This window comes from Flavivirga amylovorans, assembly GCF_030540875.1.
Taxonomy (GTDB): Bacteria; Bacteroidota; Bacteroidia; order Flavobacteriales; family Flavobacteriaceae; genus Flavivirga; species Flavivirga amylovorans.
Window position 1 is genome coordinate 1 of the sequence record NZ_JAUOEM010000002.1, and the last position, 24,697, is coordinate 24,697.

At 30.4% G+C, this 24,697-nt stretch carries 21 protein-coding genes; 12 read left to right on the top strand and 9 right to left on the bottom strand.

The window, feature by feature from the left end; translation table 11 throughout:
- On the top strand, positions 1-295 hold a 295-nt coding region (locus Q4Q39_RS05090; protein ID WP_303281313.1), incomplete at its 5' end, for a transposase.
- 37 nt (positions 296-332) lie between these two features.
- On the opposite strand, the gene Q4Q39_RS05095 is transcribed toward Q4Q39_RS05090, so the two are convergent.
- Together Q4Q39_RS05095 and Q4Q39_RS05100 are read right to left on the bottom strand one after the other, a co-directional pair.
- Positions 333-860 (bottom strand): hypothetical protein, encoded by a 528-nt coding sequence (locus Q4Q39_RS05095; protein WP_303281314.1) that lies wholly within the window; start codon positions 858-860, stop codon positions 333-335.
- On the bottom strand, positions 853-1,782 hold the full coding sequence (locus Q4Q39_RS05100) for an SPFH domain-containing protein (protein WP_303281315.1): 930 nt from the start codon (positions 1,780-1,782) through the stop codon (positions 853-855). Before Q4Q39_RS05100 ends, Q4Q39_RS05095 begins: the two co-directional genes overlap by 8 nt.
- Before the next feature lie 79 nt (positions 1,783-1,861).
- Here Q4Q39_RS05100 and Q4Q39_RS05105 point away from each other — a divergent pair, with 79 nt between their 5' ends.
- The gene (locus Q4Q39_RS05105; protein WP_303281316.1) at positions 1,862-2,542 is read left to right on the top strand and encodes a hypothetical protein; all 681 of its coding nucleotides are present in this window, start codon (positions 1,862-1,864) and stop codon (positions 2,540-2,542) included.
- Positions 2,543-2,777: 235 nt separating this feature from the next.
- Here the strand turns inward: Q4Q39_RS05105 and gltX are convergent, their stop codons facing one another.
- Entirely contained in the window at positions 2,778-4,313 is a 1,536-nt protein-coding gene (gene gltX / locus Q4Q39_RS05110; RefSeq protein ID WP_303281317.1) for a glutamate--tRNA ligase, read from the bottom strand.
- Positions 4,314-5,393: 1,080 nt separating this feature from the next.
- Between gltX and Q4Q39_RS05115 the strand changes: the two genes are divergently transcribed.
- The 8 genes from Q4Q39_RS05115 to Q4Q39_RS05150 all read left to right on the top strand — a co-directional run bounded on the left by Q4Q39_RS05115 (position 5,394) and on the right by Q4Q39_RS05150 (position 16,407).
- Positions 5,394-8,852: a DUF4175 family protein gene (locus Q4Q39_RS05115; protein ID WP_303281318.1), complete on the top strand. Its 3,459-nt coding sequence runs from the start codon at positions 5,394-5,396 to the stop codon at positions 8,850-8,852.
- Positions 8,845-9,255 carry an rRNA maturation RNase YbeY gene (gene ybeY, locus Q4Q39_RS05120; RefSeq protein WP_303281319.1) on the top strand — a complete coding sequence of 137 codons (411 nt, stop codon included), beginning with the start codon at positions 8,845-8,847 and terminating at the stop codon, positions 9,253-9,255. Before Q4Q39_RS05115 ends, ybeY begins: the two co-directional genes overlap by 8 nt.
- Before the next feature lie 217 nt (positions 9,256-9,472).
- Positions 9,473-11,344: a tRNA uridine-5-carboxymethylaminomethyl(34) synthesis enzyme MnmG gene (gene mnmG, locus Q4Q39_RS05125; RefSeq protein ID WP_303281320.1), complete on the top strand. Its 1,872-nt coding sequence runs from the start codon at positions 9,473-9,475 to the stop codon at positions 11,342-11,344.
- A gap of 319 nt (positions 11,345-11,663) precedes the next feature.
- On the top strand, positions 11,664-12,515 hold the full coding sequence (locus tag Q4Q39_RS05130; protein ID WP_303281321.1) for a class I SAM-dependent methyltransferase: 852 nt from the start codon (positions 11,664-11,666) through the stop codon (positions 12,513-12,515).
- A 228-nt stretch (positions 12,516-12,743) separates the two neighbouring features.
- Complete coding sequence (locus Q4Q39_RS05135; protein ID WP_303281322.1) at positions 12,744-13,259, top strand: OmpH/Skp family outer membrane protein; 516 nt, start codon at positions 12,744-12,746, stop codon at positions 13,257-13,259.
- 1,095 nt (positions 13,260-14,354) lie between these two features.
- Complete coding sequence (gene rpiB, locus Q4Q39_RS05140; protein WP_303281323.1) at positions 14,355-14,789, top strand: ribose 5-phosphate isomerase B; 435 nt, start codon at positions 14,355-14,357, stop codon at positions 14,787-14,789.
- A gap of 173 nt (positions 14,790-14,962) precedes the next feature.
- Entirely contained in the window at positions 14,963-15,880 is a 918-nt protein-coding gene (locus Q4Q39_RS05145; protein ID WP_303281324.1) for a cation diffusion facilitator family transporter, read from the top strand.
- 83 nt (positions 15,881-15,963) lie between these two features.
- The gene (locus tag Q4Q39_RS05150) at positions 15,964-16,407 is read left to right on the top strand and encodes a GNAT family N-acetyltransferase (RefSeq protein ID WP_303281325.1); all 444 of its coding nucleotides are present in this window, start codon (positions 15,964-15,966) and stop codon (positions 16,405-16,407) included.
- Between the two features lies 1 nt (position 16,408).
- Here the strand turns inward: Q4Q39_RS05150 and Q4Q39_RS05155 are convergent, their stop codons facing one another.
- The 5 genes from Q4Q39_RS05155 to rnpA all read right to left on the bottom strand — a co-directional run bounded on the left by Q4Q39_RS05155 (position 16,409) and on the right by rnpA (position 20,911).
- Positions 16,409-17,788: a T9SS type B sorting domain-containing protein gene (locus Q4Q39_RS05155; RefSeq protein WP_303281326.1), complete on the bottom strand. Its 1,380-nt coding sequence runs from the start codon at positions 17,786-17,788 to the stop codon at positions 16,409-16,411.
- Between the two features lie 19 nt (positions 17,789-17,807).
- Positions 17,808-18,653, bottom strand: coding sequence for an OmpA family protein (locus Q4Q39_RS05160; protein ID WP_303281327.1), 846 nt, complete (start codon positions 18,651-18,653; stop codon positions 17,808-17,810).
- Between the two features lie 69 nt (positions 18,654-18,722).
- Positions 18,723-18,866 (bottom strand): hypothetical protein, encoded by a 144-nt coding sequence (locus Q4Q39_RS05165; protein WP_303281328.1) that lies wholly within the window; start codon positions 18,864-18,866, stop codon positions 18,723-18,725.
- A 20-nt stretch (positions 18,867-18,886) separates the two neighbouring features.
- Positions 18,887-20,521: a S41 family peptidase gene (locus Q4Q39_RS05170; protein ID WP_303281329.1), complete on the bottom strand. Its 1,635-nt coding sequence runs from the start codon at positions 20,519-20,521 to the stop codon at positions 18,887-18,889.
- Between the two features lie 12 nt (positions 20,522-20,533).
- Positions 20,534-20,911: a ribonuclease P protein component gene (gene rnpA / locus Q4Q39_RS05175; protein ID WP_303281330.1), complete on the bottom strand. Its 378-nt coding sequence runs from the start codon at positions 20,909-20,911 to the stop codon at positions 20,534-20,536.
- Between the two features lie 132 nt (positions 20,912-21,043).
- Here rnpA and Q4Q39_RS05180 point away from each other — a divergent pair, with 132 nt between their 5' ends.
- On the top strand, positions 21,044-22,894 hold the full coding sequence (locus Q4Q39_RS05180) for a CBS domain-containing protein (RefSeq protein ID WP_303281331.1): 1,851 nt from the start codon (positions 21,044-21,046) through the stop codon (positions 22,892-22,894).
- Between the two features lie 3 nt (positions 22,895-22,897).
- Positions 22,898-24,088: a succinylglutamate desuccinylase/aspartoacylase family protein gene (locus Q4Q39_RS05185; RefSeq protein WP_303281332.1), complete on the top strand. Its 1,191-nt coding sequence runs from the start codon at positions 22,898-22,900 to the stop codon at positions 24,086-24,088.
- A 153-nt stretch (positions 24,089-24,241) separates the two neighbouring features.
- Here the strand turns inward: Q4Q39_RS05185 and Q4Q39_RS05190 are convergent, their stop codons facing one another.
- A complete protein-coding gene (locus tag Q4Q39_RS05190; RefSeq protein ID WP_303281333.1) occupies positions 24,242-24,664 on the bottom strand; it encodes a VOC family protein in 423 nt (140 codons plus the stop codon).
- Between the last annotated feature and the right edge of the window lie 33 nt (positions 24,665-24,697).

The window sequence follows — 24,697 nt, forward strand, 5'->3', positions numbered from 1 at the left end:
AAAAATGGCATGCTTCTCTGGTGTGGTGCCTTTTGAACACCAGTCAGGAAGCTCCATTTACAAAAAGCCAAAAGTATCTTCCTATGCAGACAAATCGATTAAAAGTGTATTGCATTTAGGGGCATTGAGTGCTATTAGACTCGATAATGATCTAGGAATCTATTACAGAAGAAAGGTTGATCAAGGCAAAAATAAAATGTCTGTTTTAAATGCTGTTAGAAATAAAATCATCCATCGTATTTTTGCCGTAATTAGAAACCAATCTTTTTATCAAAATCGTTTGGTGGTGTCATAGAAATCAACCAGACAAAAATTAGACTTCTTTTAATATATCAAATGTCTTCGGTAGTCATTTCATCTTCAGGAATCTTCAGACTTGTTTTAAAATTTGGAAACACCAAATTCATCATCGCTTCATTTTTTAGTTGTTTAGCTTCCATGAAATACCAGAATTTTGCTTCACTATTATAAATTCCAAATAAGTAACTTTTAGATTTCATTCGCTTACCGCTCATAACCATCTGATTAAAACCTTCAATATAACAACGGTATTGGTCATCTTCAAAAACAACATCTGAAACTCCTAAAATTTCGGCTTTTTCAAAAACAAAACCACTTTCTTTCATCGTATTAAACGTTGATTTTAATAACTCAATAGCTTTTTCTTTACCTCCCATTAGTTCCAAAATACTCGGGTAGGTATAGTCTAAAAGTTTATCAAAATCCATTTTGAGAGTGGCTTGAGAAGCTGTTTTAGCATCTCTTAAAGCTAGTGCTTTTAACTCTTCGGTAGATTGAGCAAAAGTAATGCTACCACAAAACAGTAGTAGCATTACTATAGTTGAAAATGCTTTATTCATCTTTATTTTTGTCTTTTTTATTATTTTTCATAGCCTCACCAATTTGATTACTCGCTGTAAAACTAGCAACCATATCATTCAACATTTGGCTTCCTGCCTGTGGTGAATTAGGTAATAAAATTAAGTTACTGTTGGTTTCTTGTCCTATAGCCTGTAACGTATCATAATGTTGCGTTACTACTATAAGTGCAGATGCTTCTTGCGAGTTAATACCAACTTTATTTAGTACTTCAACAGATTCCTCTAAACCACGCGCAATTTCACGGCGTTGGTCTGCTATACCTTGTCCTTGCAAACGCTTGCTTTCTGCTTCTGCTTTTGCTTTTTCAACAATTAAAATACGAGCAGCATCACCTTCATACTGTGCAGCAGTTTTTTCTCTATCGGCAGCATTAATTCTATTCATAGCCTCTTTTACCTGAGCATCTGGATCAATATCGGTTACTAATGTTTTAATAATATCATAACCATAATCTTGCATAGCATCATTCAATTCAGATTTTACAGCAATAGCAATGTCATCCTTTTTTAAGAAAACATCATCTAAAATCATCTTAGGCACTTCTGCACGAACCACATCAAATACATAACTCGTAATTTGATCATGTGGATAATCCAATTTATAAAAAGCGTCTTCAACCTTAATTTTGATTACTTTATATTGTACAGACACTTTTAGACGCACAAATACATCATCTTTTGTTTTTGTTTCTACAATAACATCTAGTTGTTGAATTTTTAAACTTAATCTACCAGCAATTCTATCTACTAATGGAATTTTTAACTGTAAACCTGATTGACGAATGCTTTGAAACCTACCAAAACGTTCTATAATAGCTGCGGTTTGTTGCTTTACAATAAAGAACGACGAAATTAATATTATTAATGATAATACGATAATGGGAATAATGAGATAATCCATGATATTTATATAAAAAATGTTAGAAAATAACGAGTTACTAATTTAAGTTATATTTGCACACCTATCCCTATAAATAGTTATGAAAAAACAACTTGTCTTATTAGTAGTCATAGCAACCTGTTTTGTTACAACAAATTTTGCGCAAAAAGGACATTATCGAATCTCTAATGGCTTTGGCATTAATGGAGGTATCACCAAATTTGATATTACTACCAGTAACTTTGTTACCAAACAAGGAGATGGTTTTTTAGGTGGATTATCGGCTATGGTTGATATTCCTCACATGTGGTATAATATAAGCTATGGTATGCAACTATCTGAGAGTACTATTGAAATTTTAGGAAGGCCTAGTATCGCTAGTACAGAAGAAGCATTTATTGAATATAAAATGTTTGCTGCTCAATTGGCTTTTTTGGGTCATATAAAAATAATTCCAAATTATTTTACTATCGATTTAGGCCCTATGCTGCAATATAACAGTAAATTAGAATTTAAAAACAAAGATGAAAAAGGGTACTATATAAATAATTATACCAATTTATCTGCAGAAGATATTACTAATATTTCTCAATTTAATTTGAATGGCGCCATTGGCGCTTCGGTAGGTATAAAAAACATAAAACTGAAAGCACAATACCTTTATGGTTTTACAAATATTTTGAAAAAACTTGAAAATCAAGACTTAGATGCTACAGGTGGTAATGGGCGTTTTAAAGGAAATCAAACCATGCTAGTTCTTGGTTTAATTGCCTCGTTTTAATAGTATTCGCTCTTTCCCTTTTTTATTAATCTTTAAAGTTAAAGATTGATAAATTGTTCTTCTGTACAAACATAGGATGACAAACAGCTGTATTTAATTGAATTATATAAGATGTTTTTAATAAAGTTTACGTCGAGTTTAGGTTATTTTATAACGTTTCATAAATAAAAAAAGAGCTTAGTGCTTATTATCGCAAAGCACTAAAATGTTCTTTTTAATTTATCTAAACCAAAACTTATAAAGAAGCGATGGCTGCCTCAATACGCTTAATGCTCTCGTTTTCACCAATCATATACATAATATCGAATACATCGGGGCCTTGCAAAGCACCAACCAATGCTAATCGTAATGGCATCATCACTTTACCAAAACCAATCTCTTTATCTGTGATCCAGCCTTTAATTTTCGTTTGAAGTGTATCTACAGAAAAATCTTCTATCGTATTAATTATTGAAACTAATTCTAACATAAGATCTTTTGTACCGTCTTTAAAAGCTTTTTTCGATGCCTTTTCATCATAACTACTTGGTGCTTGAAAAAAGAAATGACTCAGCTCCCAAAAATCAGAAATAAACGTAGCGCGTTCTTTTATTAAACCAACAACCATAGCAATATAATTAACATCTATCTCACTTAATTCTGAGCGGCTATTTTTAAACAACTCTGCTAAAATAGTATTGTCTTGTTCTTGCATATAATGATGGTTAAACCATTTTGTTTTATCAGGATCAAAACGAGCTCCAGATTTATTAACTCGGCTTAAATTAAAAGCTTCAATAAGTTCTTCTAAGCTAAAAATTTCTTGTTCGGTACCTGGATTCCACCCTAAAAATGCCAAGAAATTTACCATGGCTTCTGGAAAATAACCATCTTCTTTATAACCTCTAGAAACCTCTTTATTTTTTGGGTCTGTCCATTGCAAAGGAAATACAGGAAACCCTAATTTATCACCATCACGCTTGCTTAATTTTCCTTTTCCTGTTGGTTTTAAAATTAATGGTAAATGTGCAAATTCTGGAGCATCCCAACCAAATGCTTTGTATAATTGATAGTGTAATGCTAAAGATGGTAACCATTCTTCTCCACGAATAACATGTGTAATTTCCATTAAATGATCATCTACAATATTTGCTAAATGGTAGGTTGGCATCCCATCACTTTTAAACAATACTTTATCATCTAAAACATTGGTGTCTATCTTAATGTCACCACGAATAATATCTGTTAAATGAAGTGTTTCATCTTGTGGCGATTTAAATCGAATCACGTAATCATCGCCAGCATCTAATTTAGCCTTCACTTCTTCAACACTAAGTGATAAGGAATTACTTAATTTTAAACGGTTATGCCAGTTATATATAAATGTTTTTCCTTTTGCTTCGTGGTCTTTTCTATGAAAATCTAATGTTTCAGAAGTATCAAAAGCATAATAAGCATTGCCAGAAGCAATTAATTCATCTGCATATTGTTTGTATAAATGTTTCCGTTCGCTTTGTCTGTAAGGCCCAAATGCTTCGCTTTTGGAGCTTGTACTGAGCGCAGTCGAAGTAGGTCCTTCATCATAAGGCATACCACACCAATTAAGAGCATCAACAATGTATTTTTCTGCACCTTCAACATATCTGGTTTGATCGGTGTCTTCTATCCTAAGAACAAACGTTCCGTTATGTTTTTTTGCAAATAAATAGTTGAATAAAGCTGTACGAACACCGCCTATATGTAAAGGTCCTGTTGGACTTGGTGCAAAACGCACACGAACGTTTTTGGTCATGTTTTATAAATTTGTTTGCAAAGATACAGATAAGCTATTATAGAAAAATACCAACACAGAGATTTTTAGTAATGACTCTATTCAAATTCTTAAGCTAAAAAAGAATTTCTTGAAACGAACTACCCTCGAGGCAGAGCCGTAGACTAACAGCTACAGTGTATCCACATCTTAAAAAAATCATTATTTACTTTTCTTTGCGCGTCCAAAGAAAAGTAACAAAAGAAAAGACGCCCCTTCGATAGGAATTTCTTCTTTTGCTTAGGCTCAAGAAGAACCAAGCACAAAACTTCGACGTCGCTCCAATGCGTCATCCAATACCATGCTCCTGGGTCTCGAAGCTTTTGTCCTTTATTCTTACGAAGGGTCGGGGCTTGCCTAATGGTCATTTCTTAACGAGCATCTTAGACTCTTTTTTATAATCCTCTATTTAAATGTTCAAAAGTGGGGCTATGTGCTGCCCTTCTGGAGGTGTTGAGGCTTCTACCTGTATAGATATAACATCATCATGATACAACTTTTCTAATATTATTTATGACTAGTCTAGGCAATATTTGTGGGTACACAGTAGCTGCCGACAGGCATGTCCACGGGAATGACAACTTCAACGAAAATCCTGAAGCAGAGCCTCGGGGAATTCTTAAACTATTAAATAATAGCATAAGTTTTTAAGATATAATCTCATTGAATACTTAATTATAGCTTCTTAAGGCCTTTTTATTATCATTCATATAAAAACAAAAGACCAGAATAGTTGAAAGCCTATACATTTATAACGTTGAGAAATAAATTGTAATGATAAAGTTATGGGTTGTATTGAGAGTTATAACACCCTACTTTTTATTACACTAAACTCCCTCATGCAAATTATACTTGTGAGGGGGTTTTATCTTTAAGTCTTTAAAATACTTCTAAAAATTCACCTTTTAATAGTTAACATCTACATAGATATTAACAATTAACACTTAATTATAAACGCTATACTAAATAAAATTGTAGTTTAGTAAGTCATTATAATAACTTTTCAATATTTTATTTAAGAACAATTAAATTTGTCAGCCCCAGATATTAGTAATCTATACCATGAATAGTAATTTTAAAAGCATACAGAATAAGTTAGAGGCATTTATTAAGCGTTATTATACAAACGAATTACTAAAAGGTGCCATTTTATTTTTTGCCATAGGCTTATTGTATTTTTTATTCACACTATTTATCGAGCATGTTTTATGGTTAAGTACCATGGCCAGAACCATTTTGTTTTGGTTATTTATAGCTGTAGAGGTAGCTTTAATTGCTAAATTTATCGCAGCACCTTTAGCCAAACTATTCAAACTTCAAAAAGGCATTAATTATGAAGATGCTTCAAGAATTATAGGGCAACATTTTCCAGAAGTAAATGATAAATTGCTTAATGTTCTTCAGCTACATCAAAACAAGTCACAGTCTGAATTACTATTAGCAAGTATAGAGCAGAAGTCGTTAGAACTTACTCCAATCCCATTTAAATTAGCTATTAATTTTAAAAAGAATATACATTATTTAAAGTATGCAGCTATTCCTGTTTTTATCTTATTGCTAACTTTTTTAACCGGTAATTTTAATTGGTTTAGTGATAGTTACGAACGTGTCATTCATTACAAAACAGCTTATGAGCCACCAGCACCATTTCAATTTTTTGTGGTAAATGATAATTTAAAAGCTATTGAAAATAAAGATTTTAAGTTGATAGTAAAAACAGCTGGAGAACTCACGCCAGAAAGTGCGCAAATAACTTATAATAATGAAACTTATTTTTTACAACAAAAAGGAGTAGGAGAGTTTGAATATGTGTTTTCACAACTTAAATCGGATATTAGTTTTCAATTATCAGCCAACGAGGTAACCTCTAAACCTTATGGAATAAAAATAATTAAAGTCCCTTCTTTATTGAGTTTCGAAATGGTTTTAGATTATCCAGGGTATACTAAAAAGAAAGATGAAACTATTAAAAGTACAGGAAATGCTTTGGTTCCAGAAGGCACTAATATTGTTTGGAAACTAAAAACGAAAGCTACGGATCAAGTTCATTTATATGCTCATGATACAACTGATATGTCTTCTAATGAATCTGGTGTTTTTGAAACTTCCAAACGTGTTTATAATAATTTAGATTATAGTTTAAGTACTAGCAATAAAAATCTTAAGAATTACGAAAACTTAGCATTTAGTATTGCTGTTGTAAAAGATGAATATCCAGAAATTAACTTGAAAGTAGAAACAGATAGTTTGGATTTACAATCGCTATATTTTTACGGACAAGTAAGCGATGATTATGGTTTTAGTAAACTACAACTTGTATACTATCCGTCTGATGATGAAAAAAATAAACAGTTTGAAACCATTTCGATTTCTAATTCCAATATTGCCGATTTTGTAAGTGCTTTCCCAAATAATTTAAATATTGAAGCTGGTAAATCGTACGATTTATACTTTCAAGTATTTGATAATGATGCAATTAACAAATACAAAACGGCTAAAAGTAATGTATTTACTTATAGAAAACGCACGAAAGAGGAAGAAGAACAAAAGAATTTAGAAGAACAAAGTAAAACCATTAAAGATTTGAACAAATCTTTAGAGAAGTTTGATGAGCAGGACAAACAACTAGAAGAACTCACTAAAACTCAAAAAGAAAAATCTTCTTTAAATTTTAACGATAAGAAGAAGTTAGAATCATTTTTAAAACGTCAGGAGCAACAGGACGAAATGATGAAAAACTTCAATAAAAAGCTGAAAGATAATTTAGAAGAATTTCAGAAAGAAAACCTAAAAGAAAATGTCTTTAAAGAGGATTTAAAAGAACGTTTAAAAGAAAATGAAGAGCAGCTTAAGAAAGATGAAAAAGCGCTGGATGAATTAAAAAAACTTATAGAAAAAATAAATAACGAAGATGTCATCACTAAAAAGTTAGAAGAACTTGCTAAACAAAATAAAAACAAAAAGCGAAGTTTACAGCAGTTGTTGGAATTAACAAAGCGATTTTATATTGAGAAAAAATTAGAAAAACTAAAAAGTGATTTAGAAAAACTTGCTGTAGAACAAGAAAAGCTATCCAACAAATCTGAAGATGAAAACACCAAAGAAAAGCAAGAAGAACTCAATAAAAAATTTGAAGAATTCTCTAAACAAATAGAAGATTTAAAAAAAGATAGCAAAGCTTTAAAAAAACCAATTGATATCCCTCAGGATAAATTAGAGGAGAATGATATTAAAAAAGAACAAGAAAAAGCATCTGATGCGTTAGAGAAAAAAGAAGAGGAACAGGCAGGTGAAAAACAAAAGGAAGAAGAACAACAAGAAGAAAAGCAAGAAAAACAGAAAAATCAAAATTTAAAGAACGCTCAAAAAAGCCAGAAAAAAGCAGCTCAAAAAATGAAAAAAATGAGTGAGCAAATGCAAAGTGCCATGCAAGGTGGGGGCGGAGAACAAATGCAGGAAGATGTAGATATGCTTCGTCAAATTTTAGATAATTTGGTATTATTTTCTTTTGATCAGGAAAGTGTCATGAATCAGTTTAAAAACATAGATGCCAACCATAATAAGTTTGCATCGTATTTACGAAAACAAAACTATTTAAAAGAACATTTTGAGCATATCGATGATAGCTTGTTTTCATTGTCACTTCGTCAACCTAAACTTTCTGAAAAAGTCAATAAAGAAATCACAGACGTTTATTACAACATTGATAAAGCTTTAAGCCTGCTAGCAGAAAATCAATTATATCAAGGAGTTTCTAATCAACAATTTGCTGTTACTGCAGCAAACAATTTAGCCAATTTTTTAAGTGATGTTTTAGATAATATGCAAGAAAACATGAGTATGTCTCCTGGAAAAGGAGGAAAAGGAGAGATGCAATTACCAGATATTATTATGAGCCAGGAAGAACTTAATAAGATGATGGAAGAGGGTATGAAGAAAGGCGAAAAAGGAAAACCAAAAGAAGGTGAAGGAAAAGGTGAAAAAGATGGTGAGAAAGAAGGTGAAAGTGAAAAAGGAAAAAAAGGCGATAAACAAGGAGGCAAAGATGGAGAAGGAAAAGAAGGGAATCAAAAAGGGGGAGAAGGCGAAGGAACTAATGAAGATATGAATGGTTTATTATATCAAATATACCAACAGCAGCAGGAATTAAGAAAAGCTTTAGAGGAACGATTAGCAAAAGAAGGAAAGGGAAAAGGAGGCAATGGAGATAGATTGTTAAGAAAAATGGAAGACATTGAATTGGATCTATTAAACAAAGGGTTTACAAATCAAACACTTCAAAAAATGATGCAATTAAAACATCAATTATTAAAACTAGAAAACGCTACGTTTCAACAAGGCGAGGATAATAAAAGAGAATCCGAAACGAATAAAAACAATTTTAATAACAATACAAATAATCAAATTCCGACTGCTAAACAATATTTTAAAACCACCGAAATATTAAACAGACAAGCTTTACCTTTGCAACAAGTTTATAAAAAGAAAGTGCAAGAATATTTTAAGCAGGATAATGATTAACTTCAATTACGAAACCGATTTTTCTTTAAAGAATGAAGACCTAATATCCAACTGGATTTTAAATACTATTTCTGAAGAAACACATAAACTTGAAGAAATTAATTATGTGTTTTGTGATGATGAATATCTTCATAAATTGAATGTAGAATTTTTAAATCATGATACATTAACAGACATTATTAGCTTTGATTATTCTGTTGGGAAATTAATACAAGGAGATATTTTTATATCTATAGAAAGAGTAAAAGATAATGCCAAAGATTTCTCTGTTTCTTTTAAAGACGAACTGAATCGAGTTATCATTCATGGCATACTTCATTACTGTGGTTATAAAGATAAAACAGATGCAGATGCTAAAGTCATGCGAGAAAAAGAAAACTATTATTTAAAACAATTAGCTTAGTATAAAACAATAATTTCAAAGTAACATTTTGAGATTTCTATTTAAAATATCTTTCTCTCATAATTATAGATTCTTAAAGCATATAGTTATTAACCTATTAAAACTATAGGTAAAGTAGGAGTATAAAAAATATGTTTTACAGAAACGACGTATATTTGCAAACTTAAATTATTGATATGTTCCACGTGGAACAACCATCTGTTTAAAATAAAAAATTATGTTTAACGAAGTGTATGATGTTATAGTTGTAGGAGCAGGACACGCAGGGAGCGAAGCTGCTGCTGCTGCTGCAAATATGGGTAGCAAAACACTACTTGTTACTATGAACCTACAAAACATTGCTCAAATGTCTTGTAACCCAGCTATGGGAGGTATCGCAAAAGGACAAATAGTTAGAGAGATTGATGCGCTTGGTGGGTATAGTGGTATTGTATCTGACACCTCTGCTATACAATTTAAAATGCTAAACAAATCCAAAGGACCTGCTATGTGGAGTCCGAGAGTACAGAGCGACAGAATGCGCTTTGCTGAGGATTGGCGTTTACTTTTAGAAGGAACTCCTAATCTTGATTTTTATCAGGAAATGGTATCTGGCTTGGTAGTAGAAAAAGGAAGAATTACTGGTGTAAAAACATCTTTAGGAATTGAAATAAAAGCCAAATCTGTAGTCTTAACCAATGGTACTTTTTTAAATGGATTAATTCATATTGGAGATAAAAATTTTGGAGGAGGTAGAGCGGGTGAAAAAGCAGCAACTGGAATTACAGAACAGTTAGTTGCTCTAGGTTTTGAATCTGGAAGAATGAAAACAGGTACACCTCCAAGAGTTGATGGCCGTAGTTTAGACTATTCCAAAATGGTTGAACAACCAGGTGATGATAGCCCAGAAAAATTCTCTTATTTAGATATTACAAAACCACTAGAAAATCAACGTTCATGTCATATGACCTACACAAGTCTTGAAGTACATGATTTGCTTCGTGAAGGTTTTGATAGGTCTCCAATGTTTAATGGTAGAATTAAAAGTTTAGGCCCTCGTTATTGTCCATCTATTGAAGATAAGATTAATCGATTTGCAGATAAAGATAGACATCAATTATTTATAGAACCTGAAGGATGGAATACCTGTGAAGTTTATGTAAATGGCTTCTCAACATCGCTTCCAGAAGATGTCCAATTTAAAGCATTACGATCTGTAGTTGGTTTTGAAAATGTAAAGTTTTTTAGGCCAGGTTATGCTATCGAATATGATTACTTTCCACCTACACAATTAAAACACACTTTAGAAACCAAGCTTGTAGACGGTCTATATTTTGCAGGTCAGATTAATGGAACAACTGGTTATGAAGAAGCCGCATCTCAAGGATTAATGGCTGGTATAAATGCCAGTTTAAAGGTTCAAGAAAAAGAAGCATTCACTCTTAAAAGAGATGAAGCTTATATTGGTGTTTTAATAGATGATCTCATTACAAAAGGTACAGAAGAGCCATATAGAATGTTTACATCTAGAGCAGAATATAGAACATTATTGCGTCAAGATAATGCAGATTTAAGATTAACACCTAAGGGTTTTGAACTTGGTTTGGCAAGTGAAAAGCGCTTAAGAAGAATGGAACAAAAACACAACGATGCAGAAAAATTTGTAGCATTCTTTTCTAAAACAAGTGTGAAGCCCGAAGAAGCAAATCCTGTTTTAGAATCTAAAGGGTCTGCTTTAGTTAAACAATCTGATAAGATGTTTAAGATCTTTTCTAGACCAAATATTACAATTGATGATGTACGAAAATTTAAAGCTGTCGAACAATATATTCAAGAAAATAATCTAGATAATGAAGTCATAGAGCAGGCAGAAATTCAAGTAAAATATTCTGGTTATATAGCCAAAGAAAAAAATAATGCAGATAAATTAAGTAGGTTAGAGTACGTAAAAATTCCAGAGAATTTTGATTACTCAAAAATTAAATCGATGAGTTTTGAAGCACGCGAAAAACTAAAAAATATACAACCAACAACCGTATCTCAAGCATCAAGAATTAGTGGTGTTTCTCCTAATGATATTTCAGTATTATTAGTTTATATGGGCCGGTAATTTTTAATTGTTCCACGTGGAACGTTTCATTTTAAATTCAAAAAGTTGATTCCAACATTATTAGTTGATAGTTTAATAACAAAATAAGTTAATTATAAGAAAAAAAATTCTCAAGAAAAGTGTATTGAATTCTTAAATTGGGTTGATAAAAATCATCCAGAAGTTAAAGCTTTTATATATGATCAAACTGAAAAAAGTGCAATAAGATATTTAAAAGCTATTAATTTATATCAAGAAACTAACTAGAAAATTAATTCATTATATATTACACTTATAGATTATATTTTCCTTTTATTAAATAAATATTAGAATAACCTTAATGAAAAATAGTTCCCCTTATTTAACTGTAAAAGATCATTCAGTTTCTAGTGAAACATTTAAATTAATTCAAAATAATGAATACGGTTTTCTAGAAACGATCCCTCAACCTTCTTTAGAAAAATTACCAGATTATTATAAAAGTGAAGATTATATTTCTCATACAGATTCTCAACGAAATTTATTTGAAAAAGCATATCATATAGTTAGAAGTATCTCTTTAAAAAAGAAACTAAAACTAATCAATTCTTTTTCTTCTGAAAGCAAAAATCTTTTAGACATAGGATGTGGAACTGGTGATTTTTTACAGACAGCTAAACAAAATAATTGGATAATCTCGGGAATAGAACCTAATCAAGAAGCCCGTAATATTGCAAACAAAAAGACAAATGATTCTGTTTTTGAAATAGAACAACTTTTAAAATTTAAACCAGCGAGCTTTGATGTTATTACGCTATGGCATGTATTAGAACATTTACCTAATTTAGAAAATCACATTTCAATTTTTAAAACATTATTAAAACCAAACGGTACTTTAATAATAGCTGTTCCTAATTATAAAAGTTACGATGCTAAACATTATAAAGAATTTTGGGCAGCTTACGATGTTCCAAGACATCTTTGGCATTTTAATAAAACATCCATATCTAAATTAGTTTTAAAAGCTTCTATGAAAGTCATAAAAATAAAACCAATGTTTTTTGATGCGTTTTATGTAAGCTTACTTTCAGAAAAATATAAGCATGGAAAAATGAATCCAATTAAAGGTTTTTGGATAGGATTTATCTCAAATTTAAAAGCTATCAAGTCTAAAGAGGCATCTTCTTTAATTTATATCATCAAAAACAGCTAAAACCTATTTAAAGTTAGTTGAATTAATCTAAACCATATAAAACAACCAAATACTAGTCTGTTTTTTAAAAGTCTCTTAAATCGTTTTAAATAGCTTCATTTTAAATAGATAATACTTATTTATATCTATAGTTAGTATAAAATTTCATTATAATCTAAATTCAAAATAATTCTGCTTTGAATTTTAAGCTACTTTAGTATTTTTGTTCAGATTTTAAAAAACAATAAAATGAAAAATATACTTTATGTATTATTAGTAGCCTTAGCTTTTACTTCTTGTCAAAAAGAAAAAAAAATAGCTTTTATAGATAATGGAAAAGTAATAAACGATTATCAAGAGAAAAAAGATGTAGAAGCTAGATTTCAAAAAAAACAAGAAGCCTTTACAAAGAAATTTGATAGTATTGAACAAATGTTCAAATTGGAAGTACAACAGTTTCAAAATAACGCAAAAAAACTATCACAGTCTAAAGCTCAAGAAAAATACCAAGAACTTGGTCAAAAACAACAATTCATAGAGCAGCAAAAACAAATTGAAGCACAACAATTCCAACAGTCATTTCAAACAGAAATTGATTCTTTAATAGTAAAAGTTAAAGATTATGTGCATGATTATGGAAAAACTAATGGCTATACTTATATTTTAGGAACTAGTGATGCCGCAGCTACAGTTCTTTATGGAACAGATGAAAATAATTTAACAAAAACTGTTTTAGATGCTTTGAACGAAGCTTATAAAAAATAGAAAATCAAAAATTAATAAATTTATTAATCCTGGCTTCGGCTGGGATTTTTTGTTTCAACAATTTAAAGCCTTATTATACAATTTAAATAAGTAAGATTTTTCCTAATATTAAAAAATTTCTATTTATTTAGAAACATTTTACAAACGCTAAGTATTAATAATTTATTCAACTACTAATTCCTTAGTAGTTTTATCATCTACAGCTTCTCCATTTATATCAATACCTATATATTTCCACGAACTAGATATATTTTTATAAGTAGATTATCTAAAGATTACTTTAATACCATCTGAAGAAAGAAAGACACTGAACCTAACTTATAAACAATATCTTTCTAATTGAAATCTGATCGACAGCTTCGTAATAAGTATAAAGGTTCAGTTAAATTTCACTAACACTAAAATTAGAATTAGCTTTATTATATTTAAAAGAAAAATTGAAATAAAAACAGATGAATGAGAGTTATCCACATTATATATTATAATACTATTTTCTTTTTAAAATTTAAAAAAACAATGGTGGTTATTATAGTATGTTAATAGCTAGGATAACTTTTTTAAGTTTTGTTTTGATAATAATTAATTTACGTTCTATTAATGGTTTATTAACAATAGAATTTATTTTAATAAGTTCATCTTTAATGATTTTAAACTTTATATACACAGTTGTTAACAACCAATATTAACTACTTTTTCTAATAACTATTTTATTTTTTTGTGTTCACATCTAATAATTTTGGTCTGATAACATTGCCAAAAAAAATGATTTAAATTTTTGGTAAACTCACGTGAGTTTTTGATTGGAAAAATAAATGGAATAACAATATTTTTCTTTTAGAAAGTAATGAACACTTATTAACAAGTAATGAATATAATAACACACATTGTTAACTACAGATTTGTACTTAAAGCTATCGACTTTTATTTGAAACCTTGGTATCTTTTTTAATAATGATGTTTATCAATTAGTTATAACCCTATCCTTGTTCTTTATTCAAATAGTGAAGTAGTCTTATTATGTATAAGTAAAGACATTATAGATTTTTAATATATAGTTAGTACCTTTATACCTTATAAAAATAAGATAATAAAATCATGACAATTTCTATAGGAAACGATCACGCAGGAACAGATTATAAATTTGCTATAAAACAGTATTTAGAAGACAAAGGATATACTGTTAATAATTACGGAACCGATGCAAATGATAGCGTAGACTACCCAGATTTTGTACATCCTGTGGCACAAGATGTTGAGAATAAAAAAGTAGATTTTGGTATTCTAATTTGTGGTAGTGCTAATGGTGTTGCTATGACAGCAAATAAATACCAACATGTGCGTGCTGGTTTATGTTGGACCAAAGAAATTGTGGAACTTATCAGACAACACAATAATGCCAATATATTATGTATTCCAGCTCGCTATACTGCTATACCGCAAGCATTACAGATGGTAGAAACGTTTTTAAATACAGAATTTGAAGGAGGTAGGCATCAAAATAGAATAGATAAAATTCCGTTATCTTGTTAACACAAATAAAATTATAATAACACATCTAAATTGTTTACCCAATCAAGTTGAGCACAGGTCTTTTTTACTATAATTTCGCTAAAAATAGAAACAGTAACTAAGGCTATGCTTTAGATTATAACTTAAAATAATTCAATTTCTTTATGCATTATTATATATTTAAATTGTTATAAATGGGTCATTCACATACTCATAATCATCACCATTCTCATAACGACTTAAAAGGGCGTAACCTTTTTATATCTATTTTATTAAATATATTAATTACTGTTGCTCAGGTAGTAGGCGGTATTGTTTCTGGTAGTTTAGCATTGTTAAGTGACGCATTGCATAATTTTAGTGATGTGCTTTCTTTAGTGGTAAGTTATATAGCTAATAAATTATCGAAAAAAAAAGCGTCTATTCATAGAACATTTGGATATAAACGTGCAGAAATTTTAGCAGCATTTATAAATGCATCTACGTTAATAATCGTTGCCGTTTTGTTAATAATAGAAGCTATAAAAAGATTTCAAAATCCTGAAGAAATAGCATCTGATTTAGTTATTTGGTTATCTCTTTTAGGCATCGTAGCTAATGGTTTTAGTGTGCTTTTATTAAAAAAAGATTCTGAGGCTAATATGAATATGAAAAGTGCCTATCTACATTTATTAACAGACATGATGGCCAGTATAGCTGTACTAATAGGTGGTTTGCTAATGAAGTATTACCAATTATATTGGGTAGATAGTGTATTAACATTTGCTATAGCACTCTATTTAATTTGGATGGGTTTCGACTTATTAAAAACGTCCACAAAAGTTTTAATGCTATTTACACCAGATGATATTCCTATAAAACAAATAGTGGCAGAAATCAATGCTTTCGATAGTATTAAAAATGTCCACCACGTTCATGTATGGCAATTAAACGAAGAAGAAATTCATTTAGAAGCACATATCGATTTTAATAATGATATTACCTTGTCTGAATTTGATATTGTTTTACATGAGATAGAACATTTAGTGTACAATAAATACGATATAAATCACGTAAATATTCAGCCTGAGTTTGGTAAGGATGATGCTAAAGATGTGATTGTACAGGATTGATAATTAATGTCATTCATAGCAAAGCGAACTTGTCTGCCGTAGGTAGAGAATCTCAAAATGATTAGCTCAAAAATATGGATAACATGTTAAGAATAGAAGTAAAAACATTCGAAGAATTAACAAAACAAGAACTATATAGTTTATTACAAATACGAAGTGAAGTCTTTGTAGTAGAGCAAGATTGTGTATATCAGGATATTGATGGAAAAGACCAAAAAGCATTACATGTTTTAGGTTTTAAAGAACATAAACTAGTCGCCTATACACGTATTTTTAAACCAGGTGATTATTTTAAAGAACCTAGTATTGGCAGAGTTGTGGTGATTAAAAGTGAACGTGCTTACAAATATGGCTATGATATCATGAAAACATCAATTAAAGCCATTACAGAGCACTTTAATACATCTTTAATAAAAATATCAGCACAAGTCTATTTAAAGAAATTCTATGCTAATTTGGGCTTTACAGCTATTGGAGAAGAATATTTAGAAGATGATATTCCGCACATTGCTATGATTAAAGAATAAATTAGCGCTTTAAAGCGAAATGCCCTCTAATAACTTCACCAGAATTCAGGGTGATTACATACCAATAATCATCTGTACTTAAAAGGTTGCCATTAAAGGTACCGTTCCACCCTTGAGAATTAGGAGGTAATGATTTTAAAAGTTTTCCATACTTATCGAAAATATGTGTCATTTTAATAGAGTTACTAGTATCGAAAACTTGCCATAAGTCATGGCTACCATCGTTATTGGGCGTGAAATATTTAGGAATGTAATAGTCATCCTCAATAATTAACACACTAAAGCTGGATTCATTGCTATCGCAAGTTGTTTCATTATAAATATAAAGGGTTTGCGAACTTGTAATTACATCTCCGGCATTAAGTTGAATACCATTTCCTCCAGATTGTGTAAAATAAGTTCCATTGCTTAGAGCAGGCAAAGTATAAGAAATATTGGTTACTACATTGTCAAGAAGGTCTACATTAACAAAATTACTGCAATCGTTTTGAGATGCTATATAATTAGAAAAAGTAACTGGCTGCCAGGTTGAATGATTTCCAGAAGGGGTATCAACAACCACGCAATTTAAATCAGGATTAACCCTAAAGTCCATTAAAGTAATACTGCTATTATTTCCATTTCTAATATTTAATCTACATAGATTATTATTACTACAATCCAATTCTATTAAATTCGAATTATTAGATAGATTTAATTCTGTTAATTGATTAAATGAACAATTTAAGTTTGTGAGTAAAGAGTTTACAGAAAGTTCTAAGTTGCTTAGTTGATTATTTTCACAGGTTAAAAAAGATATATTTAAGTTGTTGGAAAGATTAAGATCTGTTAATAAATTATTACCACATTGAAATATGTTTAACCTATTATTTTGAGACGTGTTTATGGATGTGATTAGGTTGTTATCACAAACCAAGTCTCTTATGTTAAGGTTTTGTGTTACATCTAAACTGGTAAGCATATTATTTCCACAAACGAATGCCCTCAAGTTTGGGTTTTGAGTAACATTTAAATTGCTTAGTTGATTAAAATGACACCATAAGATTTCTAAACTTGTGTTTTGCGTTACATCTAAATTTGTTAGTTGATTATTATTGCAAAATAACTGAAAAAGGTTTGTATTTTGTGTTACGTCTAAATTTGCAAGATTGTTAGATTGACAGTTAAGTATTTCTAATGCAGAAAAGTCTTGAATACCTGTGAGATCTGATATATTAAAACCTTCAAGATCTAAGTCTATAATACTAGCTATATTTGCAGTTGGCACAGAGCCATCCAAAGGACCAGAATCATGTCCTAAATCAATCAATCTTTGTTCAAAATTATTGTCTGGAATAAGAGTTTGAGAAGAAATACCAATACAACTTAGTAATACAAGCACTAAACTGCAAAAGTATTTTCTATTTACCCACATAGGTTATTAAAATTTCTACACGCCTATCAAATTTAGGGTCGCCGCCAAGCGGAAATTTTCGACGCATTCCTAAATGGCGCATCCGTTTTTTATCAACGCCTTTTTTTGCAAAATAGTCATATACATATTTTGCCCGAGCTTCAGATAAGTTACGTTTTTTAGTTTTTCTGTCTACAGCATCTCTACTATATTGCGTACAACAGACATGACCCTGTATAGTAAAATAAATATCTTTACGCTCTACAAGTACTTTAGCAATAGCTTCTAATGTTTTTTTGGATCCGTATGTTACCGTACTATAGCCAGTTTTAAATAAAATATTTTCAAAAACTATTTTATCACCCACTTTAAGGTCTCCTTTTATTAATTCGGGAGTATCTTTCTTTTTAACAACAGGCTTTTTTTCAACAGGTTTAGGTTTTGGCTTTTTTGGTGTTACTATAATTTCTACTTTTCGATTTAAGCCTCTTATTTTTAGTAGGTTTTTTTCTTCTACAATTTTTAATAAAATCTCACCTTTTCCATCAACATTAGTAATTAATTCGTCACTAATTTCATTGCTGGAAAAAATAGATTTTATAGCATCAGCACGTTGTTGAGATAGTTTTAAGTTATAAGTATCCGCACCAATATCGTCACAAAACCCAAAGATTGAAATGGTTTCAATATCTACATCAGTTAAAGTTGAAATAAAAAGAAGTAAACGATTTTTTTCAGTTGGTGGTAGGTTGTATTTATCCGTATCAAAATAAACTTCATGCCTTAATTCCTTTTGAGAGAATGCAAATACAGAGTTAAACGTTATTAAAATTAATACCAATAATTTATTCATAGTAGGGTAATAGAACAGGTATAAATATACTATTTTTAATTTTTTTATATAGAACTCATTTTGACTTTTTCAATTTGCTAAAAAATGGCTGTTTTCAGCTCTGTTTTTGTCTTTTTTTCCTTCCGTAGCTCTGCTATGCAACTCAAAAAAGTCTTCAACATAGGCAAAAACTTCTAATTTTCGCTTAAATCCAAAAAGTCTAAATGAGTTCATAATATACTAATAGGTAAATCTTACTTTAAGTAATTAAGATAAGTTGATGGGTTACTTAGTATTTCTGTCGCTTTTTTGATTCTAGGATCGTTTACCTTATAATACTCATATAATCCTTCTCTGTAAACATATCTTTTTACTATATCTTCGGTTAATAATTCTAACAAATAATTTTTATTTTCATCTATAACACTAGTTTTAGAGGCCTTTAAGTTAGCTATTAAGGTATTAAAATCGGTTTCAATATTGTCGTTCAATTCTTCTTTAGTGGCTGCTTCGAAAGCTTTATAAAGTGCTTTTTCCGTATCCGTTTCAAAAGAAAACTTATTAGTCTTTAGAAAACTTTTAAAATTTAAAAAATCTGTATCAGAAAGCTTTAAACTATTAATATCTTTTAGGTCATGCTTATAATAATAGTCTGTACCATAATTGAATATTAAGTCACTGTTTATAATAGCATTTGTGATGGCCGAATTTTTAGAAGGGTTAAAAATAACATCTGGAAACACACCGCCACCATCAAAAACTTTACGTCCATTTTTTGTCTTGAACTCGTTATAATTTTCCTGCTTAACACGAACAGCCTCTCCTTTTTCATTTCTATTCCAGTAATCTAAAGACTGTATACATCTACCAGAAGGCGTATAATATCTTGAAATAGTTATTTTAACCTGTGTTCCGTAAGTAAGTTGTTTTGGGCGTTGTACTAAACCTTTTCCAAAACTTCTAGCACCTACAATAACAGCACGATCTAAATCCTGTAAAGAGCCCGACACAATTTCGCTTGCAGATGCACTATTACCATCAATTAAAACCACTAAAGGTATTTCGGTATCAATAGGCTCGCTTTGCGTGTAATAGGTTTTATTATATTTTTTAACTTTAGATTTTGTAGTAACCACTAACTGCCCTTGCGGAACAAAAAGATTCACAATTTTAATAGCTTCATTAAGAAGCCCACCAGGGTTTCCTCTTAAATCTAAAATAATGCGTTCTGCTCCCTGAGCTTTTAAATCACGTAAAGCATAATTAGTTTCATAATGTGCTTTATTATTAAACCTACTTAAAACAATATAACCCGTTTTATCATTAACCATCGAAAAATGAGGCACAGCCTTAATTTCTACTTCAGCTCTTTTTATAGTAGCTTTATGTGTCTTGCCTTGGCGTTTATAAGTAACTTCAACAGGTGTATCTGAAGCGCCCTTTAATAAATCGCCAGTATTTTCTTTGTAGGTTTCAATAACAATATCACCAACTTTTATAATCTCATCACCTGCTTTTAAACCCGCTTTATCCGCTGGATAATCTTTGTAAGGCTCTACAATGACCAGTTTATCCTTAAAGGTTTTTACTTTAGCACCTATGCCCGTATAATCGCCTGTATTATTAATTCTGGCAGCCTCCACATCCTGCTCGTTCATAAAATTGGTATACGGATCTAAATCTGCTAACATACTCTTAATAGCAGTATCCATTAAATCACCAGGATTTATTTCATCAACATAGTTCATGTCGAGTTCCTTAAAAAGTGTTGTAAAGATCTCTATTTGCTTCGCTATTTCGAAAAAATCATTTTTAAAAGCAGTTCCTGTAAAAAATACAGTAAGCACTAGTATAGGAATTATGATTTTCTTTTTTAGTAAATGCTTCATAATGGAAGTATATTATTGTTCTGAAATTTTGCCGGAAAATTTTTCAAACAAACGTTTCATTCTAGATTCTACTTGAGTTATGTTTGGTTTGTCTTTGCCAATGTACAAAATCATAAACGCATATTGTGTTGTAATGTTGTTAAAGTACAAGGTTTTGTTTAACCTGTAAACCTCTCTTAATAATCGCTTTATACGATTTCTATCAACAGCTGTTTTAAAATTTCGCTTACTTACGGAAACCCCTGTTTTAGCTATAACATCATCATCAAAAGTTGTTTGAAGATAAACTAAACGTAAAGGAAAAGCCGAAACAGATTGTCCTTCGCTAAACAATCGCTCAATAAGCTTTTTACTTTTTAGTTTTTCTTTTTTAGGATATGACTCTGACATGGATAAAAATATGACTACAAAAATAGGAATAACAATTAACACCTCAACAGCAATATTTCTGCATGATAAAAATCATATTTAAACTCGTTGAACTATAGTAATTTAATAGTTTAAAAGATTAAACATTATAAAATGGGCGATTTAAATGTTACAAAGCTAAAGACTAAAAAAGATCGTGCTAATTATATCCATCATTTATTAAACGACATTGAAGCACTAGATTTAATGATTGAAAAGGATATGATTGAAGACGATGTTTTTAGAATAGGTGCCGAACAAGAGTTTTGTTTGGTTAACAATCAATTTTTACCAGAAAGTAGATCACTAGAGCTTTTAAAAGATATAGACGACAAACATTTTACAACAGAAATTAGTAAATATAATCTTGAAATTAACTTAGATGCTTTGCCTTTAGGAAATACTTGTTTTTCGCAGTTACATAAACAACTAGAGGCTTTGTTAGAAAAAGCTAAAAGCAAAGCATTAAAAAAAGATATAAAAATTATCATTACTGGTATTTTGCCTTCACTTTCTATTAATAATTCTACTGAAAAAAACATGACGAACGTAGAGCGTTATTCCGTATTAAATGACGCTATTAAAGGAATGAGACAGCAAAATTTTGATATTCATATTAAAGGAACAGACGAATTAAATTTGTTGCATGATTCTGTTATGCTAGAAGGTTGCAATACGAGTTTTCAAATGCATTTACAGTTAAATCCTAAGACATTTGTGGATAATTATAATTGGGCTCAGGCTATTTCTGGACCTGTTTTAAGTGCCTGTACTAATTCGCCATTATTATTTGGTAAAGAACTTTGGAGAGAGACTCGAATAGCCTTATTTACTCAAAGTATTGACACTAGAGCTAATTCTTACTTATTAAATGAAAAGCGATCCAGAGTAAATTTTGGTAGTAAATGGCAAACAGGGACTGTTACCGATATTTTTAAAGACAATATTTCCAGGTTTAGAAGCTTTATCACTACCGATTTCAATAAGAATAGTGTAGATATGTTAAATAATGGTGACATTCCAGGGTTAAGAGCATTGGGCTTACATAATGGTACGGTTTATCCTTGGAACCGGGTTTGCTATGGAAGAACGAATGGAAAACCAAACTTAAGAATTGAAAACAGGTATATTCCATCGGGACCTACTACTACCGACGAAATAGCAAATATGGTTTTTTGGGTAGGCATCATGTTAGGTAAACCAAAACGATATAATAATATTCATGAAAAGTGGAATTTTAAGGATATTAAATCAAACTTTTTTAGTGCGGCCCGATATGGAATGGCAACACAATTTTTTTGGAATGGCAACTATATATCTGCCTATAACTTAATTCTAGATGAACTTTTACCTATGGCTTACAAAGGCTTATACAAAGTTGGTATAGCACCAAAGGATGCTGAATATTATTTAGGAATTATAAAGGATAGAATTCTTGGTAATAGTGGTTCTGAGTGGTTGGTTAGAAATTATAGGCAGCTGTTAAAAAAATATAAACGTTTTGAGGCTATGCAAATATTAACCTCCGAGTTGTATAAAAAACAAGAAAAGGGGTATCCAGTTTCTACATGGCGTAAAATTAATGAAGGTGCCAAACTTACTTTTAAAAGCCAAAGAGTTGTGAAACATATTATGAATTCCGATATTTTTTCTGTTGACAAAAAAGATAGCATTGAATTGGTTTTAAATATTATGGAATGGAAGGGCATTCATCATATGCCAGTTATAAATAGCCATAGAGAATTGATCGGTTTAATAAGTTGGACAGATATTATATGTTATTTAGAACATCCTAAACAGCGAAACCATGCTGTTAGTAAAGTAATGAAAACAGATGTTATTACAACTAGTGAATATACCAATGTTCAAGCTGCTTGGAACCTTCTCAAAGAACATAATATTAGTTGCCTACCAGTAGTAAAACATAATAAGTTAGTTGGCTTAATCACAAGAAATGATTTTTAATTCATGGTTGATGTATATAGTAAAGCACGCGATAATAGAATAATAGTAACTAGAATAATTGGTAAAATTGAGGGATCGAAACCTGGATCAACTATGGTCTTTTTTGGTGGAATACATGGTAATGAAACCTCAGGGGTTTTTGCTTTAAAGGATGTTTTAAAAACAATTGATCCTTTACAATCTAAAGGTGTCATTTATGGAATTTCGGGTAATTTAAAAGCGCTTGGATTAAGCCAAAGGTATCTTGATGAAGATTTAAACCGATTGTGGACTAAAGATCGTATAAAGATTATTAAAAACAAGTCTGTTTTAAATAAAGATGAAACTGAATTATTAGAGCTTTTAAGTATTCTAGATACTATTTTAGACATTGAAAAACCGCCGTTTTATTTCATCGATTTACATACCACATCAAGTAAAACACTACCTTTTATAACCATTAATGATGCGTTAATAAATCGAAAATTTTCCAAACAATTCCCTGTACCTATTGTGTTGGGTATTGAAGAGTATTTAAATGGGCCTTTATTAACTTATATAAACGAATTGGGCTATGTTTCTTTAGGGTTTGAATCTGGGCAGCATGACGATTTAAGCGCTATTACAAATAGCATCGCATTTATATACTTAGCCTTAGTGTTTTCGGGTATTCTAAAAGCGGATCACGTTCCCAATTTTTCAGATCACTATAAACAATTACAAGAACAAGCGGCTAATATCGTTGATGTTTTTGAAGTCATTTATCTTCATAAGATACAACCCCATGAAACGTTCAATATGATAAATGGATTTAGAAGTTTTCAAGCCATAAATAAAGGGGTGCCATTAGCCATAAATAATAGTAGAGAATTAAAAGCGAAGTATAATGGGCACATATTTATGCCCTTATATCAAAACAAAGGTGCAGAAGGGTTTTTTATCATAAAACGTATCAAACCTTTTTATTTAAAACTATCAAGACTTTTAAGGCGTATCAGGTTTGATAGTTTATTAGTAGTCTTACCAGGTGTTTCTTGGTTAGACAAAGAAAAAGGCATTTTACAAGTGAATCTGAAAATTGCCAGGTTTTTTGTTAAATCATTTTTTCATTTGTTGGGTTATAGAAATAAACAAATAACAAGAACTCATTTAAGACTTAATAATCGCGAACGGGTTGCCAAAACAAGTATCTATAAAAATGAATCATGGTATTAAGATTTGGTTTATATATTTTCATCTTGACCAACATTAAAAACACCATGTATTATTTTAGGTCGAACATTAGTAATGAATAAAAACTTATTACAAGAATAATAATTCGATAGAAAGAGAAGAAAGGGTTCGATTTCTCAAAAATAAGACCTCTTTTTACTCACTTTTTTCAGCAAATCCAAGAACATAACCGCTAGGATCCTTTACATAAAACTCTTTCATGCCGTACCAAGCTATTTTTGGTTCTGTCTTTTCGGAAACTTTATTTTTAATTTCATTGTAAAACTCATCCAATCCTTCAATTTCCATATAAAAAGTAGCAGAAGCACCAAGAGTTAAGTCTTTTAACATGACGATATCTTTTTTGAACGTATCTGTTCTTTGAAACATAATTTCTACATGGTCTTTAGACATTAGTGCATATACGTATTGCTTTCCATCATCAATGGATTGTTCTATCCCATCTTGCGTATCTGGTACTGCCATTATAAGTGTAAACCCCAAAACAGTATTATAAAACTGCACCACTTCTTTAATGTCCCTTACTTCTAAATTAGGTGTTAATTTATTTGCTTTCATACTAATATGCTTTTTAGTTAATAAGCACAAAGT